Raw genomic sequence first — 16,480 nt, 5'->3', positions numbered from 1 at the left:
CAGAGGTTCATTGGAAAAAGACAAAAAAGGATAATTCAGCTCTTATGGAGCTATAGATTATCCTTTTTTATCTGTCATGGTAGTCATGAAGCTCCAATAAAACTGACTGTAATCCAAATCTAGCGCGAGCCTAATAGCATTCGGCTGGGCGGTGGCGTTTGGTCGAAAATCGGCAATGCTTTGCCCCATCGCGATTCCTTCCTGGGCAACAACATGAACCGGCCGATTCATCCACTGGAACATATGTCGATTAACAAGAGCCATCATGGGAAGTAAGTCATGCGTCGGGGCACCTTGAAGCTGGGGCATAGATGTCTTATAAAAATCGTAATAAACATCAAAAATTGGTTTAAAAAGGGGTACCTTACCTACCCTGTTGATTGAATCACTCATATTCTGAGTCACAATAGCCTTATGGGTCACATTTAACGGAAACAGGGCAATGGGTCCGCCGCGCCTCATGACAAGATCAGCCGCGACGGGGTCCCCAGCAAAATTCGCTTCAGCCACTGGCGTAACGTTGCCCGGAACAAGAAAGGCACCTCCCATGATATAATATCCTTTCACTTTCTTTAGCAATTCCCCATACAGCATAATGGCCATTGCAAGAGAAGTCAGTCGCCCTGTATCGACAATGATGAGCTCGCCACCATATCGTTCGAGGATGGATTTCACGATTCCAAAATTTTGCCCCTCCGATGCAAATGGGGGAACTATCGAACCGAGCCCATGCGTCCCGTGTACTTTGGTCGTATAAGTCGGAGATTCACCTTTCATTGGCCGTTCCGCCCCTTTGATGACCGGCACATCGTTCAGTCCTAATGAATCGAGAAGAAAGTGGGCATTTCGGACGGCATCCTCGACTGGAACATTGCCGTAGCTGCAAACAATTCCGACAATGTTGATTGTTTTCGTAAAGCTAGCGTACATAAGAGCGACGGCGTCATCGACCCCCATATCGGAGAAAAACAATACGTTAGTTGTCATTGCATCCCCCTTCGATACAGAACTCCTTATATGTTTATGAACGCGGTTAATGCAACATGCGATAAACAGCGGAGAGGTCTTGCATAAAGAATGGGATGAAAATAATCGAAAACTATCCCAAAAATGATAAACACATTTAACTGGCAGCTTCTTCATGGATATGTGGATACATATACCAGGGATAGGCTTCCACTATAGGGAACAAAGAGTGGCTATTTACGTGAATTATGTCCTAATTCAAGCAAACGAGGAACCTAGTGACGCTATTTACGTAAAATATGCTCAATTCTAGCAAATGAGGAACGTAGTGACTCTATTCCGTTGTTTTCAGCTTCGAATAGCACAAATTTCATCAAATAAGGCCCTCTCGTTCCGCTAATTCATTATTTAGCTCATTTGATCCACTTTAGCCACTCCTCGTTCCGTTAAGAGCAACGTTGACCAAAAAGGACCTCCCCCCTTATGGCGAAAGTCCTCGTTGGCGTTCACTTCTCAGAGTCGTGCAAAATACTCAGCAGCAGGCAGGCGCAGCCTGCCTCTTATAACGGCACCACTTTGCGCCAAGTGCGCAAAGCTGTTACATCTTCCGCGCCTGCGGCCGCGTAAGCTTCGCAAACGAAGCCCGGGACTTCCGTGCCGTCCCGGAGCTCAACCTTTCCGATCCCCAGCGGAGCTGGGATCGCAGCTGCAAAGCCGCCGAATGCCTCCAGCGGCATCTCCCAGACCTCCAGCAGGATGGCTGCGCCGCCCTGCTGCTGCTTGACAAGCCCCGGCTTCGCCGGCGTGGTTGGCAGCTTCACCAGGCTGTACTTCGCTGCGGTCTCATCCTCCCGGATGAACCGCGCTCCACAGCCTAGCATTTGCTTCTCCAGCGGGTAGCCGCGCATGTGTAAGCCACAGACCGCGACCAGCGTCGTCGGCACCGCTACCGCGGCAACCTCATCCGCCACAAACTGCCCGGCTGCGCCGCAGATCAAGCTCTCCTCTTCAGCGAGCGCGAAGAACGTGATGCCAAAAGGCGTCTGCGGCGCCGCATCACCCGCCGGCACAGCAACCCCACACAAATCAAGCAGATTGCAATGATTCGTGTAGCGCCCCATATCCCGATTCGTGCTAATCGGGTCAGCAAGTACTTGCTCGCGCGTCCAAGTCCCCCCGCAGGTAGGCATGACAAGCACAGCATCCTTCAGCAATTTGCGAGCTTCCAGCTTGAACTGCTGAAGCTTATGCATCGCATGGAACACAGATGCAGCATCGTACTCGGCAGCGGAGCCGGAGCGAAGGATCTTCTCTGTAACTGGGTACGCAATGCCGGGATTGGCTTCAATAAAGCTGCCCAAGGCCGCCCAACGTTCGGCCACCCATGGGCCCTCATACAGAATTGCCGCCGCTTCGGCGAACAACGAAACATCGATATATTCAACGGGGATGTTCAAATTAACACTTAGTCCCTTCAATTTCTCAACTGCAGTGTCCCACGCAGCGCGGTACTCCGCAGCAAAAGGACCATAAAAACCCAATTCACTTTCCGGCAGAAAAACTTTAGACGGAAGCTTAGCCGCTCCCCTTACCACACTGCGTGACCAAGGGTCATCCGCTTGAAGCCCGCGCACTACGCCGTCTACGGCGAGCGCGTCCTCTAAGCTGTGCGCGAAGACGGTTACACAGTCTAAACTCGCACAGGCAGGCACTACCCCTTTGGTTGGCCAAGCGCCGAGACTCGGCTTATAGCCTACCAATCGGTTGAGTGCAGCCGGCACGCGGCCTGAGCCTGCCGTGTCTGTGCCAAGCGAGAACGCCGCATGGCCACGAGCTACCGAGACGGCTGAGCCGGAGCTTGAGCCGCCGCTGATCAGTTCCGGGCGAAGCGCGTTATGCGCGTCACCGTAAGGACTTCTCGCGCCGACAAGCCCCGTCGCGAATTGGTCCAAGTTCGTCTTGCCGACCGGAATCGCTCCTGCGGCAATCAATCTTTCCACGACGCCTGAGTGCTCCGCCGGCGTATACGCATACTCCGCGCAGCCAGCTGTCGTCGGCACCCCAGCCAGATCAATGTTATCTTTGATCGCAAATGGAATTCCCCACAGCGGCGCATCAGCCATAGAAACAGATTTTAATCCGTCCAAATAAGGCTGAATGACATCCATCGTCGGCGGTGTAATCCAAATATTCATACCCGCATCATCCGAAGAGCGCTGCACAATGGCCGCTATTACTTCATGCGGAGTCAATTCATGATTCCGATACCTATCCCGGAGCCATGAAATACTTAGCTCCTTCGGCACTTCAATCATCTTTATCTTCCCATTCTTCTCATTCATTTCACTCTTCCCGTTCTTTCCATTCTTCTCATTCAGTTCGATCTTTCCCACCTTATTAGCCTCAGTCATCTACAGACACCTCTCTCCTTAAGCAGATTGTGCAATACCTAGAATCAACTGTCCTGCATGAACTTGATCGCCAGGCTTCACCTGAATCATTGAAACAAATCCATCACAAGGCGCATGCTGCGGGAATTCCATTTTCATACTTTCCAGAATCGCCAGTTGATCGCCCTTCTTCACTTGTTCACCTTGAGATACAAGAAGCTTCCAAACACTTCCCGGCATAATTCCGCGTACAGCAACAGTTCCTGCTGGCAGCTCATCCTCTGGTCCTTCATTGACAGTCTCCTGTTCGGATACGTACTCAGCCAATCCCTTCGCCTTCCAGCTTTCCCGCTCTTCTTTAAAAGCAATTTGCTGCTGCTTACGGAACGTTTCCGTACTCTCTTCGATGGAGCTTAGGAATTGCAAATATTCACCTAAATCAAATGTCGTTTCTTGAATATCCGCTTCATATCGACCTCTTGGGAAGTCTTCACGCAATTGAAGCAATTCCTCAGCGCTGACCTCGTAAAATTGGATTTGATCAAAGAACCTTAACAACCAAGGCTTACCCGCCTTAAAGCTTTCCGTAGAGCGCAGGCGATTCCACATTTGAATCGTACGCCCTACGAATTGATAACCGCCCGGACCTTCCATCCCATACACACACATGTAAGCACCGCCGATACCAACGGCATTTTCCGGTGTCCATGTTCGTGCCGGGTTATATTTCGTTGTGACTAGGCGATGGCGCGGGTCAACCGGAGTCGCTACAGGAGCCCCCAGATATACATCACCCAATCCGAGCACCAAATAATTAGCGTCATAAACAATCTTTTTAACCTCATCAATTGTATTTAATCCATTAATGCGTTGAATGAATTCCAGATTGCTCGGGCACCAAGGCGCATCCGGACGAACCCCTTGTTGATAACGCTGAATCGCCAGCTGTGTCGCGGGGTCATCCCAAGAAAGCGGTAAACGAACAATACGCGAAGGTACGCGGAACTCTTCTAATGGAGGCAGCACTGCGTCAATCTCAACAATTTTCTTACACGCTTCACTTACCGTTATTTGTGAAGGGTCGATGTGAATTTGCAAGGAACGAATCCCTGGCGTTAAATCAAGCACCGGAATCGAGCCGCTTTCCACAATCGCTTGCATCAAAGCCTGCACTTGAAATCGCAGCAGCAAATCCAGTTCAAGCTCACCATACTCAACGAGTAAATTCTGATCACCGCAGCAGCGGATCGTGATTGGGAATCTGCGATTAGCTGTTTCATGGAAAAAACGCGGATATTCCGGCGTAAACTCTTCATTAACAGCAGGGAGCTGCACAAGCACCAGCCGTCCGAAATCCCCCTCACCAATCGCACGCAAATTACTTTCCTGCAGATCGCGCAGAGCTTCTGCTTCTGGAAGTGTCAGCAAGTGGAATCGAATTATATCACCCGGATGAAGCTGACCCAGCTTCCAAAACTCAGCCGAAGCCGTCGTCACCGGACATACAAAACCACCAAGACTCGGGCCATCCGGTCCAAGAAGAATAGGCATATCCCCCGTCAAATCCAGCGTACCGACAGCATACGCATTATCGTGAATATTAGATGGATGAAGCCCCGCTTCCCCGCCATCTTCACGCGTCCACAGCGGAGCAGGTCCTTTCAAACGAACCCCTGTCCTTGAGGAGTTAAAATGGACTTCCCAACTCGTTTCCGTCAATTGATCCAAGTATTCCGCGTGTAAAAACTCACCTGTACAATGAGGTCCAGGGATCACACCGATCGTCCACTCTCGTGTCATCACAGGACGATGCTCCAGAGCAAGCTCTGCCGCCTTTTGAACTGGACTTCCGCCTTCATTCACACCCAGCACATCTCCCGTGCGCAGCGCTCGACCGCCATGACCACCGAAGCCACCCAGCGTAAATGTGGATGAGCTGCCGAGAATTTTCGGCATATCCAAGCCGCCGCCGATAAGAAGATAAGTACGCATACCTTCCTTGGCCTCGCCGAAGCTCAGCACTTGACCGCGAGCCGCCAACACCGGCTTATACATTACAATAGCCGTTCCATCCAGCTCCGCCTGCATATCTGCGCCAGTGACACAGAACCACATATCGCTTCGAAACTTATAAGAACCTCCGCGCAGCGTCATTTCCAATCCGCAGGCATCGTCAGCGTTGCCAAGCAGCTTGTTGCCGATACGGAACGATAGCGGATCCATTGGTCCGCAAGGCGGCACCCCCACATCCCAGTGGCGGATTCGGCCAGGGAAGTCCTGAACGGTGGTTTGGATACCGCCGTCTACAACTTCCAGAGCCCGTTCCACAGGCTCGAACGTATTCAACAATTGCGTGAAGACGTTCCCGTCTACGCAATCTTTCTCTTGAAGAAGAGCCTGCAAATACTGCAGATTCGTTGTAATACCGTACATGCGCGTTTCCGCCAACGCTTCGATCAGTTTACGAATGGCGTCCAAACGGTCTGAACCGTGGACGATGATTTTAGCCAACATCGGATCGTAAAGAGTTGTGACCGTAAGACCATCCCGAACCCACGTCTCATTTCTTGCTTTATCAGAAAAAACCGCCCGATCCAACTGCCCTGCACTCGGACGGAACTGCTGGAGGCAGTCCTCCGCATAAATCCGCGCTTGGATGCTGTGCCCTACCGGCTTACTTATAATCGATTGAATATCTGTAAGCTCATTGGCTGCCTCAAGCACCATCCACTCAACGAGGTCAAAACCCAGCACTTCCTCCGTCACACCATGCTCAACCTGTAGTCTGGTGTTGACCTCAAGGAAGTAAAACTCACACGTTTCCGGATCGTAAAGATATTCCACCGTACCCGCACTGCGATAGCCCACTTCAGCAGCAAGACGCTTCGCCGAGGCAAACATCGCCTCACGTACTTCATCCGACAGATTCGGAGCCGGGCTTTCTTCAATAACCTTTTGGTTACGACGCTGAATGGAACAATCTCGCTCACCCAGCGTAACGACTTCACCGAAGTCATTACCGAAAATTTGTACCTCAACGTGACGCGCTCTCGCGATATATTTTTCAAGAAACATGCCGCCGTTTTTGAAATTCGTCTCTGCCAAATGACGTACGCCATCATAAGCGGCTATTAATGTAGCCTCATCTGCGCAGACACGCATCCCAATGCCTCCGCCACCTGCTGTGCTTTTGAGAATAACAGGGTAACCAATACGAGCAGCTTCAACTAATGCTTCATCCAGTTCTGTAATCAGCGGCGTTCCCGGCAGCATCGGTACGCCCGCTCTTTCAGCGATTTCCCGAGCAGAATGCTTGAGTCCGAACATTTCCATTTGCTCTGGCGTAGGACCAATGAACACAATGCCATTCTCTCGGCAAGCACGAGCAAAGTCCGCATTTTCACTCAGAAAGCCGTAACCGGGATGAATCGCCTGCGCACCGGTTTCCAGAGCTGTTTTCAAAATCAGCTCTGTATTCAAATAGCTTTCCTTCGCCGGTCCCTCCCCGATCAGAACAGCTTCATCCGCGCCATCCACATGTAAACTATCTTGATCTGCCCCCGTATATACAGCAACGGACGCAACCCCGAGCTTTCGTAACGTACGTTCAATACGTACAGCAATAGCGCCACGATTAGCAATCAGCACTTTAGTAAACATCGTATCCACACCCCTTAGAATTTCGTAGACCATCTATCTCCTCTTTATCAAAGGAACTTACTTCTCCCAAATAAGAACCTGGATCGGCGTCGGATTATAGGCATTACAAGGATTATTAAGCTGCGGACAGTTGCTGATCAGCACCATAGAGCTGCCAAGCGACTGAACCTCTACATAGCAGCCCGGAGCGGAAACACCATCATCGAACTTCAATCCACCATCCGGCGTGACAGGTACATTCATAAAGAAGTTAATATTCGGCGCCAAATCCCGCTTCGTATACGCTCTGTTTTCATGCTGAGCAAGCTGGAGCATAAACGTATCTCGGCAATTATGCATCGACAGCTTATCGTGCGAGTAGCGTACCGCGTTGCTTTGAGCTGAGCACGAGCCTCCAACCGTATCATGGCGCCCGCAGGTGTCGGCTACGATTTTGAGCAATTCCTTACCGGATTCTGCTCGGAGGACAGAGCCTGTGCTGAGATAAATATTGCTTTGACCTGCAATCGTCGCGACCGCACTATAATGATCTTCTGGATTCTCTGCATCATAAAACAGCGTGTCTGCCGCCTGATTCCCTTCCAGATCGACAATGCGCAGCACTTGCCCCGGCTCCAAAACGCGCATCCAGCCGTCTCCCGCTTGAATAACTTCGCTATAGATGGCATCCCGGGCGAGGCGAGGGCTTTCCACTCGATTAAAAACAGCCATTTAAATTCCTCCTAACAGCGTGTGATATTCCCATGTATTTTCAAAAGCTCGGCGATTTTCCGGGCGATAATTCAAGCAATAATCATCTTCACCCATAGGCGATGTAGATAGCACCTCTATTTTGATTGGCACAGATGGATAAGTTGTTCTTGGGTCAAGCGGGTTCGGTGTGTTCGATAGGACGAGCAAGCAATCTAATTCCGTACGCAGCGTAACCGTGGCACCCGCAGGGCAATGAGCAGCACTGAAATGCATATCCCCATCGTCATCACAAAACACTTTGGAAAATAAATTCACAACCGGCATCATGTCACGCATGCTGAGGCCATTACGTACCAACTCTACCGCAAAGTTCTCTTGTCCGCTCCGCAGCCACTCATTCCGCTGCTCTTGGAAATTCGTCGTTCCGTACTTGGTATCCGTAGCCGCACGGCTTGTGTATCCACTAAGTGGATCATGCCAGCCGATACTGTCCTCCACGATGCTCACTAACGCTCGGCCATTGTCACTCATCAGTACGTTTCCACGTGTCAAATGGGCTGTATGCTGGGCTTTCAGCGTATCCGGCATATTGTAGCGCTCCGCAAGGTCCTTCGCGTGGAACACTTGCATAGACACATTCGCGCCCGCCTCCAGCGCCGTAAAACGAATCAACTTCCCTCTACCAATCGCTCCTGACCATTTGCCTCCCGGCCCTATTGTCTTGTTCCAAATGTTATCCATGCCACCATTCTCCTTTGCCATGTCGTTAAACAAAAAGGGAGACATCACAAGACTCAAATGTCTTGGTGATATCTCCCAGGTTTTTATCCTTCCGTGGCGCTCTTCTAAAAAAAAGAGCGGTTTACTCTCGGACCAGCCCGGTCATGACCGGCGGAACCCTAGTAAACAATCGTATTCGTTTGTGTCACTAAACATAACATCGTTAATGATATGTGTCAATAACTTCTAGATTTTTTCCGTATTTTATCTTAAATACTTCTCACAATCTCAATTCTGTGTTATATTAACTTACACATTAAGCTGATATCTAACACAAATAAGTAAAATGCCATTTTCACTTATAGGTAAGTAACGATTCATCACATACATGATTTTCTAGGGTTCCGCGAGTGCAAGCAGCCTCGGTCTGGACCAAGAGAAAACGCACAGCTAACCCTGTGTTCACGGAGGGATAAAAGCCTGGGAGGATATCTGTTTCATAGATATCTCCTTGGCTTTTTTGCATATACGCCCCGCCCGGGACGATCACCAGAAAACAAGGATAAGGGAGTGTCAACATCATGAAAACAGAAGTCACATTACGCAAAACTTTAAGCCTATCCCAAGTCGTTTACATGGGGCTGGCATGGATGACGCCAATGATTTATTTCTCCATCTATGGCATTGCTTATGAAAACGCGCATGGCATGCTGACCCAAGCTTACCTGCTTGCTTTCGTTGCCATTTTCTTCACCGCGTACAGCTATGGTGTCATGTCCAAATCTTTTCCCACATCAGGCTCCGCTTACACCTATACGAAGAAAAGCATCCATCCCTACTTAGGTTTCCTGGTCGGCTGGGCACTGCTCCTTGACTACTTCTTCTCCCCCATCATTGCCTGCCTCACATTCGGCATCTATCTTCATGCACAATTCCCGTCCATCCCAGCGTATGTCTGGATCATAGGGCTCAATATCGTCCTCGGCATCGTAAATATTATTGGCATTAAGTTTTCTGCAAATATCAGCAAGCTATTCGTCTGGATTCAAATCCTTTTTATCGCAGTCTTCTGTCTTTTCCTTTTCCGAAATATCACCGGAGACGTTCATCCGCTGCAGCCATTCCTGCAAACCGAAGTACCATTCTCCAACATTCTTGCGGGAGCATCAATGATCTGCTTCTCTTTTCTAGGCTTTGACACGGTCACGACCATGTCGGAAGAAACCAAAAACTCCGAGAAAACAATCCCTCGGGCCATCATGATTATCATCATTGCAGCCAGTATTCTATACTTGGTGCCGTCTTTCCTGACACAACTGGTTTATCCACAGCTAACCTTCGTCAACATAGATTCTGCTGGTTTCGAGATCGTGAAGCTCGTCGGCGGAGCAGCACTTAGCTCTGTGTTCATCACCGTGCTTATACTCGCCATTTTCACCCAAGGCTTATCATCGGTAACTAGCGTTTCTCGCCTCCTCTTTGTGATGGGGCGCGACTCCGTTCTCCCTAAACGAGTGTTTGGTTCCCTTCATCCTAGGTTCAACACACCTGTCACCAACATCGTGATCGTCAGCGTCGTCTCTCTGCTCGCTCTTGTTATATCGCTTGACAATGCGGTGAAATTCGTGAATTTTGGGGCATTAACGGCCTTCTTCTTTGTAAACATCTCAGTGATTGCTCAAAAATACATCAAAGATAAGCAGCGTTCGCCGAAGCAAACGTTCCTTTATCTCATTATGCCGTTGATCGGAGCCGGATTCATTGGCTATCTACTGTCTCTGCTCGACAAAGATGCCCTATGGATGGGAGGCGTATGGCTCCTCGCAGGCATAATGTATCAATTGATTCGAAAGCGTTCCGCACGTACACTAACAGCGACAAGCAGGCCCATCATCACGGGCAGCGGCCGTCCTTCGGGATCTCTGGAATAGAATAAAGAAAACCGGCAGGAAAGATCATCCTGACGGTCCTTTTTAGGTTTAACACGCATCTGCTTATATTCATATCCTTGTTTCGATTCACAGCAAATGCTAAGGAAGCTTAACTACAAACTCGCTTATATAGTAGGAAGTGGTGTTGGATATGTCAAATTCGAATTCGGCAGATTCAGCATATTTGCCGCTATTAACACTTATCTGCATGGGCAATGGTTCATGTCCTTCAGGCAGCCATCTGGCTGTCGCCTTGTATCGTCCGATTGGTACATTATCGATACCCGCGCCGCCTTTGATAGGGCCGCCGTGCTTAATCAGCTTTTGGCCTGCGCTTCCGTCAAGCAATGGACCGACAGGCGTAAGTGTTATTTCAAGATCGCTCATATCGAACTCAGGCAGGCTGTCATCGAATGATGAAAAATTGGGATAAATATAAATTTGACCTTCAAACTTCTTCCAAGTAAAATCTCGGACAGCTCCCGCGCTCCCCGCAAGCGGACGGTCGACGTCAGCTGCTAAATGGAAGGTGAAACTCTTGCCGTTAAACTCTTTGGTGAGGTCAGCGCCCATACGCCATGTTGTTGTGATTTGCGGTAATTCAATCCGATAATGTCCTGATTCATCGGTGACTCCAAGGATATTGCTGTCGTAAAGTAGGGTATTATCCGCAAAGATCGAAACATCTGGTACTGGATGGCCTTTCGCGTCGCGTACGTAACCTTTAACGACATAAGGTTCAATCTCCTCTTTAGAGGGAATTGGTGCTGGATCTGGTGCTGGATCTGGTGTTGGTACTGGAGTTGGATCGGGATAAGCCGCAACATCGGCATCTTCGATTTGGATCGTCGCAACATTGCCCTCTCGGGAGTAAGAGACTCGGAAACCGCTGTTCTCTGCCACGAAGCGCAATGGAACCAACGTGTTTCCATTAATGATTTTAGCAGGAACGTCCAAGCTGACGTTCTTTCCGTTTACTTTTGCGATAGTACTATTAATCGTTAATTCTATAGATAAACCGTCTTTCGTTCCAAGCGCCTGTTGGATATTGCCATTCTCAACCCATTTCACCGTAAAACCGAGGGTTTCAAAGAGTTTGCGGAATGGAACTAGTGTTGAACCATCCTTTAGAATAGGCTGGGCACCGTCAAAGTGAAGCTCTTGGCCCTTGAGAAATACGTGGATCGTCGGCCCTTCCGCAGGAGCAGGTGATGATGGAGGTACTGGATTTGGCGTCGGTGTAGGCTGCGTCGGACTTGGAGTAGATGTTGGCGCTGGCGTTGTTGATGGCGGATTCTGGGAAGGTGTTGGAGCTGGTGTAGGCGATGTTGCTGTCCCTCCCGATTTCATCGGCTTGTTATATTTAATCGGTTTGGAAACAATCGTACCTTGCGGAGTCTCAATTTCCAGCACATAAGACTGCGTTTCCTTAATCGTTCCGTTGTTGCTAGCATATAAGTCGAATTTAAGCTCTCCATTGAACTCACCGACAGGTTCCTTTACATCTTTTCGAAAACCTGGGTTAATGATTTCACTTTCATGGGTGGTGCCGCTTGATGTTGTTACCGTTTTATCCTGGACAATGCCGAGCAGCCAGCCGGTGGTGGCGCGGTTTGTTCTCCACACTCCCTGAAAATTGTCCTTGCCGTAATCATCCGTAGAACGAAGTACAACCGTATTAATGACCGTTTTCTGCGCTAGGCTCAGCAACAGCTTGAAGTGTCCATCTTTATTACCCTCCGGCGTGAAGTCAGCTGCGCCGACAACGTCAGAAGCCGTATCCAACAGACTGAACTCCTTGATTTCAGCACCAGTAGGTGTTGTCTCACCAAAAGCAGACGCGATACCGGCAAATGCAAGCATTCCAGCCAACACCGAGCTTATTAGCAATGATTGCATTTTATTTCGTGAATTAGACATAATACTTTTTCCTCCCTCAATGTCATACCAACATTTGATTTCGATTTCTAGTAATAAACATAACAAACCTGTATTCCTAAGTCATAGCAGCCTGCTTGGTATTATATTTTCCTGTACAAATTAGAAAACCCATTCCTACATATGATAGACCCCAGAAGAAGGCAAACCACTTGTCAAGCCATGGAAGTCCGAATGAAACCAGCATAATGAGCATCAGGATAACCGTCCAACGCGGAAACACTTTTGCGCGGAAGGTCAGAATCGCAAGTATAATTGTCCCCAGCAGCATCCCCATGCCCGAAACTCCTCCCATAATACTCGGGAATGCTCCATCTTTGGCATAAAAGCCGTATGCGAACAAACCATAAAAATTAGATGCTACCAACAAGTTCCCAATCATAAGGATTAAGGCTGCAATAAATCCAAGTACCCCGGTTTCACGGGACTGTGCCATGTAAAGCGCGATGGAGCTGATGGCCATCAAAATACAGGCCGTGAATCCGCAAATAACCTCCGGCGTACTATCATCTCCCCAAATGAGCGACGACGGCGTCATCCCCATTCTGATGATTCCCGCCAATACGCAAAGAAACCCAAGCCACTTGACTACTCTCTCCAGTGTCATTTTTTCATCCTCCATTTAATTTCAATTTCTTGTAATAAACATAACAAACCTGTATTCCTGTTTTGAAGAGTAGCTGCTCCTAGCTGCTGCAGGAAGTTTCCATGGGTAATTTCGGGAAATGATCATTTAACTGCTGTTCAGAAACCGAGGTATTTGGTACGATAAACATGAAAAACATCCTTCCTTGGTTGATTTGTTGTGGTGACTTCATTTCCACCAAAGGAAAGGGTGTTTTCTGTTTTTTTTCGTGACAATCCCTCGTCAAATCAAGGGTTTACGTATATATTTATTTTGGGGTCATCCATAATTTTCTTATTGGTTCCTCTAGGTAGAAAGGAAGGCAGCAAGATGTCAGTACCGAATCCGATAAAGCGAGATCGACCGTCCATAATGGAAAAAATACGTCCTATATGGCTTTTGCAAGCTTTTTCCGTCACATTTAGTATCGCAACCTTCATTTTCTTTATTGGCGCTATTTCCAATTACTATGAAAATCTACGCAACAAATGTGTATTGCAATTATGCGGCCCCATGTCTCCCGCTCCGCCGACAACAATAGATGCTCTAAACCGTTATCATTTTACGCCAGATACCTATGCGCTTGCCTTCGTCGTTATCGATTGTGTTCTCCCTCTTCTCTTTTATATAGCCTCGGCGGTTATTATTTGGAAATGCAAGAGGGGGGTTATGGGTTCCATTGCCGTGCTTGCCCTCGTGGCATACGGAACAACCTTCCCCTCACTAGTCGACATAGCTTCTGAAGGAATTACGTTATGGGAACGATGGTATGATGGTGTCAGGGCAATTGGATGGATTTCCCTTTTCCTGTTATTTCTGTTGTTTCCGACCGGTCGGTTTTCACCTTTCCGAACTTATTACGTTTTTATCCCCTTTTCCATAGTGCAAATAGTTAGTTTCGTATTCCCCGGTACCGTGCTTGATTTGGAAAATTGGTCGGGAATGGCTAGAATTATCTACTATTTATCAGCTATTGGTACGATGATCTATTCTCAGTTTTACCGCTACATGAACATATCCTCGTCAGAAGAGCGGCAGCAGACGAAATGGGTGGTTTATGGCGTTTCGATTTCTTTTCTGGGATTTATCGGGATAAGCGGTTTGATCGTTTACCAGGTTTTTGCCGACAATCCTATATCTTATATTTATTTGAATGCGTCACTCCATGTATTTGTTGCCCTCATCCCTTTAACACTGACATTTGCCATTCTACGACACCGGTTATGGGATATTGATCCGCTTGTCAACCGAACGATTGTGTACGGAGCCTTATATCTTTCTATCGTCCTTATCTACTCTTTCTCCGTCCTGTACTTTAGTCATGTGTTTCAGACCGAAGGGAACTTCATCATTTCGCTGGTGGCGACATCTATCGTTGCTTTTTTATTCATGCCTCTTAAAGAACGACTACAGCGTATCGTAAACAGAATAATGAAGGGAAAGCACGACGACCCGTTTGCCGTGCTTGCCGAACTAGGGGATCACTTAATCAAACCGATTGATCACGACTCATTGCTCGATATTATGGTCAAAACAATTCAGGATGCCCTTCGGCTCCCCTACGTCGGCATTTCTATCAGCATCAATGGACAAGAGAAACTTATGTCTGTAGCGGGGAAAACAGCTTTTGACGTGCAGGATATCCCCATCATTCACGGCGGAGAGGTGCTCGGCAAGCTGCTTCTTTCCAGCCGGTCTCCCGGAGAACTCTTTACATCGGAGGATCGTAAGTTGCTGGATGTCCTTTTGCGGCAAGCAGGACAGATTGTTCATAGCGTGAATATGGCCAGCGATATGAAGCTTCTAGCCAGAGACCTGCAAGACTCCCGCGCACGTCTCATCTATGCCAGGGAAGAGGAACGGAGACATATTCGTAGAAATCTTCATGACGACCTTGCACCCCGTTTGATGTCTTTAGCCTTTAATGTGGCAGCGGCCGAGCAATATATTGAGAAGAATCCCAATAAGGCCTTCGCCCTGCTTGGAGAATTAAGGATGACGATCCGTTCTACGGTTGATGATATTCGAACCATGGTTCACGACTTGCGTCCACCGACACTTGATGAGTTTGGCTTGATAGGCTCAATTAAAGCACGTATTGAAGACACCATCAAAACATCGGAACAAGTATCCGCATCCCTGCATATCACCCCTTTGCGCGCAAAATTACATATTCCTCAAGAGCTTCCCGATTTGCCGGCAGCGGTGGAAGTGGCGGCCTATCGCATCGTAACAGAGTCGCTCGTAAACATCGTAAAACATGCGAAAGCTACAATTTGCGACGTATATTTGCAGATGAATTCGGAAAATGAATTGCAAATAGAAGTCTTAGATAATGGAATTGGTATTCCCGTCCACATCAAGCCGTCAGGCAATGGCGGAATCGGTTTAACATCCATCCGGGAACGTGCGAAGGAGCTAGGCGGTCAATGTGTATTTGAACGATTGGAACAAGGCGGAACACGTGTAAAAGCACTGCTGCCATTCTCACATAGGGAGGAATAGGTATGAAGATCCTATTAGTGGACGACCATCCGTTATTTCGAAGCGGCGTAAGAAATTTAATTCAAACAACGGATGATTTACAGGTAATCGGGGAGGCGGCTACAGGAGAAGAAGCCGTTGATATGGCTGTATCCCTGCGTCCGGATGTCATTGTTATGGATATTCGGATGCCCGGTATCAACGGAATTGAAGCTACAAGAATCATCAGGGAAAAGCTCCCCGATATGAAAATTTTAATTGTAACCATGCTGAAGAACGACAAATCCGTCTTTACCGCTATGCAAATGGGAGCAAGAGGCTATGTCCTAAAGGACGCAGGAGAAATGGAGCTGCTGCAGTCAATTCGCATGGTTGAAAGAGGCGGAGCCGTATTTAGTTCGGACATCGCGGCACGCATGATGCATTATTTTATGATGCCGCAACAATCACAACTTGCCAACCCTGCTCTCTCCGAACTAACCGGTCGTGAAAGCGAAATATTGGAGCTTATATCCGACGGATGTACAAACTTGCAAATTGCCTCACGTCTTCAACTGAGTGTGAAAACTGTCGCCAATCATGTCACGAATATCTTAAACAAACTCCAAGTTGCAGATCGCCATGAAGCCAAAAAACTCTTGAGCACATCCAAGGATTTGTTTGGTGCGGAAGAGGGTGAGTGAGTATTTAATCGAGTAACGAAAAACCATTATTTATAGATGCGGGGGTATCCCGACTGAAGCCCTATAAGTACGACGAAGGATTTCACTGAAAGTTTAGCCGTTACTTATGGTAGGGTTCCCCGCGATTAACCTGCTCCACCAGCACCAACCGCATCAGCTGCTGTTCCTCAGTAGGGCTCATGTTCTCCGGTGCCTTATCGACCGGCACCTCTATCATCTGCACCTTGGCATACGGCTCTATGCGCCTCACATACTCCGCGATCCCGTCCACGAGATTAGCGCTCCTTCAATTTCCCTACGGTTAATTTCTTGTATATGCAGAACCGACAATCTCCCCTCATTTGCTCCATTGGATAAAATACAATCAAATCAGGCTCATTCACCTTATTT

11 protein-coding genes and 2 riboswitches are annotated in these 16,480 nt (G+C 48.3%); of the genes, 3 read left to right on the top strand and 8 right to left on the bottom strand.

The annotated features are described in order from the left end of the window. Window positions 1-57: 57 nt before the first annotated feature. The 5 genes from GC102_RS01515 to GC102_RS01495 form a co-directional block, all read right to left on the bottom strand. On the bottom strand, window positions 58-987 hold the full coding sequence (locus GC102_RS01515; protein WP_171687919.1) for a nucleoside hydrolase: 930 nt from the start codon (window positions 985-987) through the stop codon (window positions 58-60). A 539-nt stretch (window positions 988-1,526) separates the two neighbouring features. Next, entirely contained in the window at window positions 1,527-3,281 is a 1,755-nt protein-coding gene (gene atzF, locus GC102_RS01510) for an allophanate hydrolase (protein ID WP_171687940.1), read from the bottom strand. A gap of 114 nt (window positions 3,282-3,395) precedes the next feature. Next, window positions 3,396-7,016, bottom strand: a complete 3,621-nt coding sequence (uca, locus tag GC102_RS01505; protein ID WP_171687939.1) for an urea carboxylase — start codon at window positions 7,014-7,016, stop codon at window positions 3,396-3,398. A 57-nt stretch (window positions 7,017-7,073) separates the two neighbouring features. Then, window positions 7,074-7,727 (bottom strand): urea amidolyase associated protein UAAP2, encoded by a 654-nt coding sequence (locus GC102_RS01500; protein WP_171687918.1) that lies wholly within the window; start codon window positions 7,725-7,727, stop codon window positions 7,074-7,076. Then, window positions 7,728-8,450, bottom strand: a complete 723-nt coding sequence (locus tag GC102_RS01495) for an urea amidolyase associated protein UAAP1 (RefSeq protein ID WP_171687917.1) — start codon at window positions 8,448-8,450, stop codon at window positions 7,728-7,730. It abuts the gene before it with no gap. A 70-nt stretch (window positions 8,451-8,520) separates the two neighbouring features. Next, window positions 8,521-8,623: riboswitch (guanidine-I (ykkC/yxkD leader) on the bottom strand. 191 nt (window positions 8,624-8,814) lie between these two features. Next, a riboswitch (guanidine-I (ykkC/yxkD leader) is annotated at window positions 8,815-8,918 on the top strand. Window positions 8,919-9,010: 92 nt separating this feature from the next. Here GC102_RS01495 and GC102_RS01490 point away from each other — a divergent pair. Then, entirely contained in the window at window positions 9,011-10,360 is a 1,350-nt protein-coding gene (locus GC102_RS01490; protein ID WP_171687916.1) for an APC family permease, read from the top strand. A 99-nt stretch (window positions 10,361-10,459) separates the two neighbouring features. On the opposite strand, the gene GC102_RS01485 is transcribed toward GC102_RS01490, so the two are convergent. Continuing rightward, on the bottom strand, window positions 10,460-12,280 hold the full coding sequence (locus tag GC102_RS01485) for a stalk domain-containing protein (protein WP_171687915.1): 1,821 nt from the start codon (window positions 12,278-12,280) through the stop codon (window positions 10,460-10,462). A 76-nt stretch (window positions 12,281-12,356) separates the two neighbouring features. Beyond that, complete coding sequence (locus GC102_RS01480) at window positions 12,357-12,905, bottom strand: hypothetical protein (protein WP_171687914.1); 549 nt, start codon at window positions 12,903-12,905, stop codon at window positions 12,357-12,359. A 348-nt stretch (window positions 12,906-13,253) separates the two neighbouring features. Between GC102_RS01480 and GC102_RS01475 the strand changes: the two genes are divergently transcribed. Together GC102_RS01475 and GC102_RS01470 are read left to right on the top strand one after the other, a co-directional pair. Further along, window positions 13,254-15,428, top strand: coding sequence for a histidine kinase (locus GC102_RS01475; RefSeq protein WP_171687913.1), 2,175 nt, complete (start codon window positions 13,254-13,256; stop codon window positions 15,426-15,428). A gap of 2 nt (window positions 15,429-15,430) precedes the next feature. Beyond that, window positions 15,431-16,090, top strand: coding sequence for a response regulator (locus GC102_RS01470; RefSeq protein ID WP_171687912.1), 660 nt, complete (start codon window positions 15,431-15,433; stop codon window positions 16,088-16,090). Window positions 16,091-16,190: 100 nt separating this feature from the next. Here the strand turns inward: GC102_RS01470 and GC102_RS01465 are convergent, their stop codons facing one another. Beyond that, window positions 16,191-16,361 carry an RNA methyltransferase gene (locus GC102_RS01465; RefSeq protein WP_246320689.1) on the bottom strand — a complete coding sequence of 57 codons (171 nt, stop codon included), beginning with the start codon at window positions 16,359-16,361 and terminating at the stop codon, window positions 16,191-16,193. Window positions 16,362-16,480 lie beyond the last annotated feature (119 nt).

It is taken from the genome of Paenibacillus germinis, assembly GCF_013141785.1.
GTDB lineage: Bacteria > Bacillota > Bacilli > Paenibacillales > NBRC-103111 > Paenibacillus_E > Paenibacillus_E phytorum.
The sequence above is the reverse complement of the archived record's forward strand: the minus strand, read 5'-3'. Positions and strand labels throughout refer to the sequence as shown.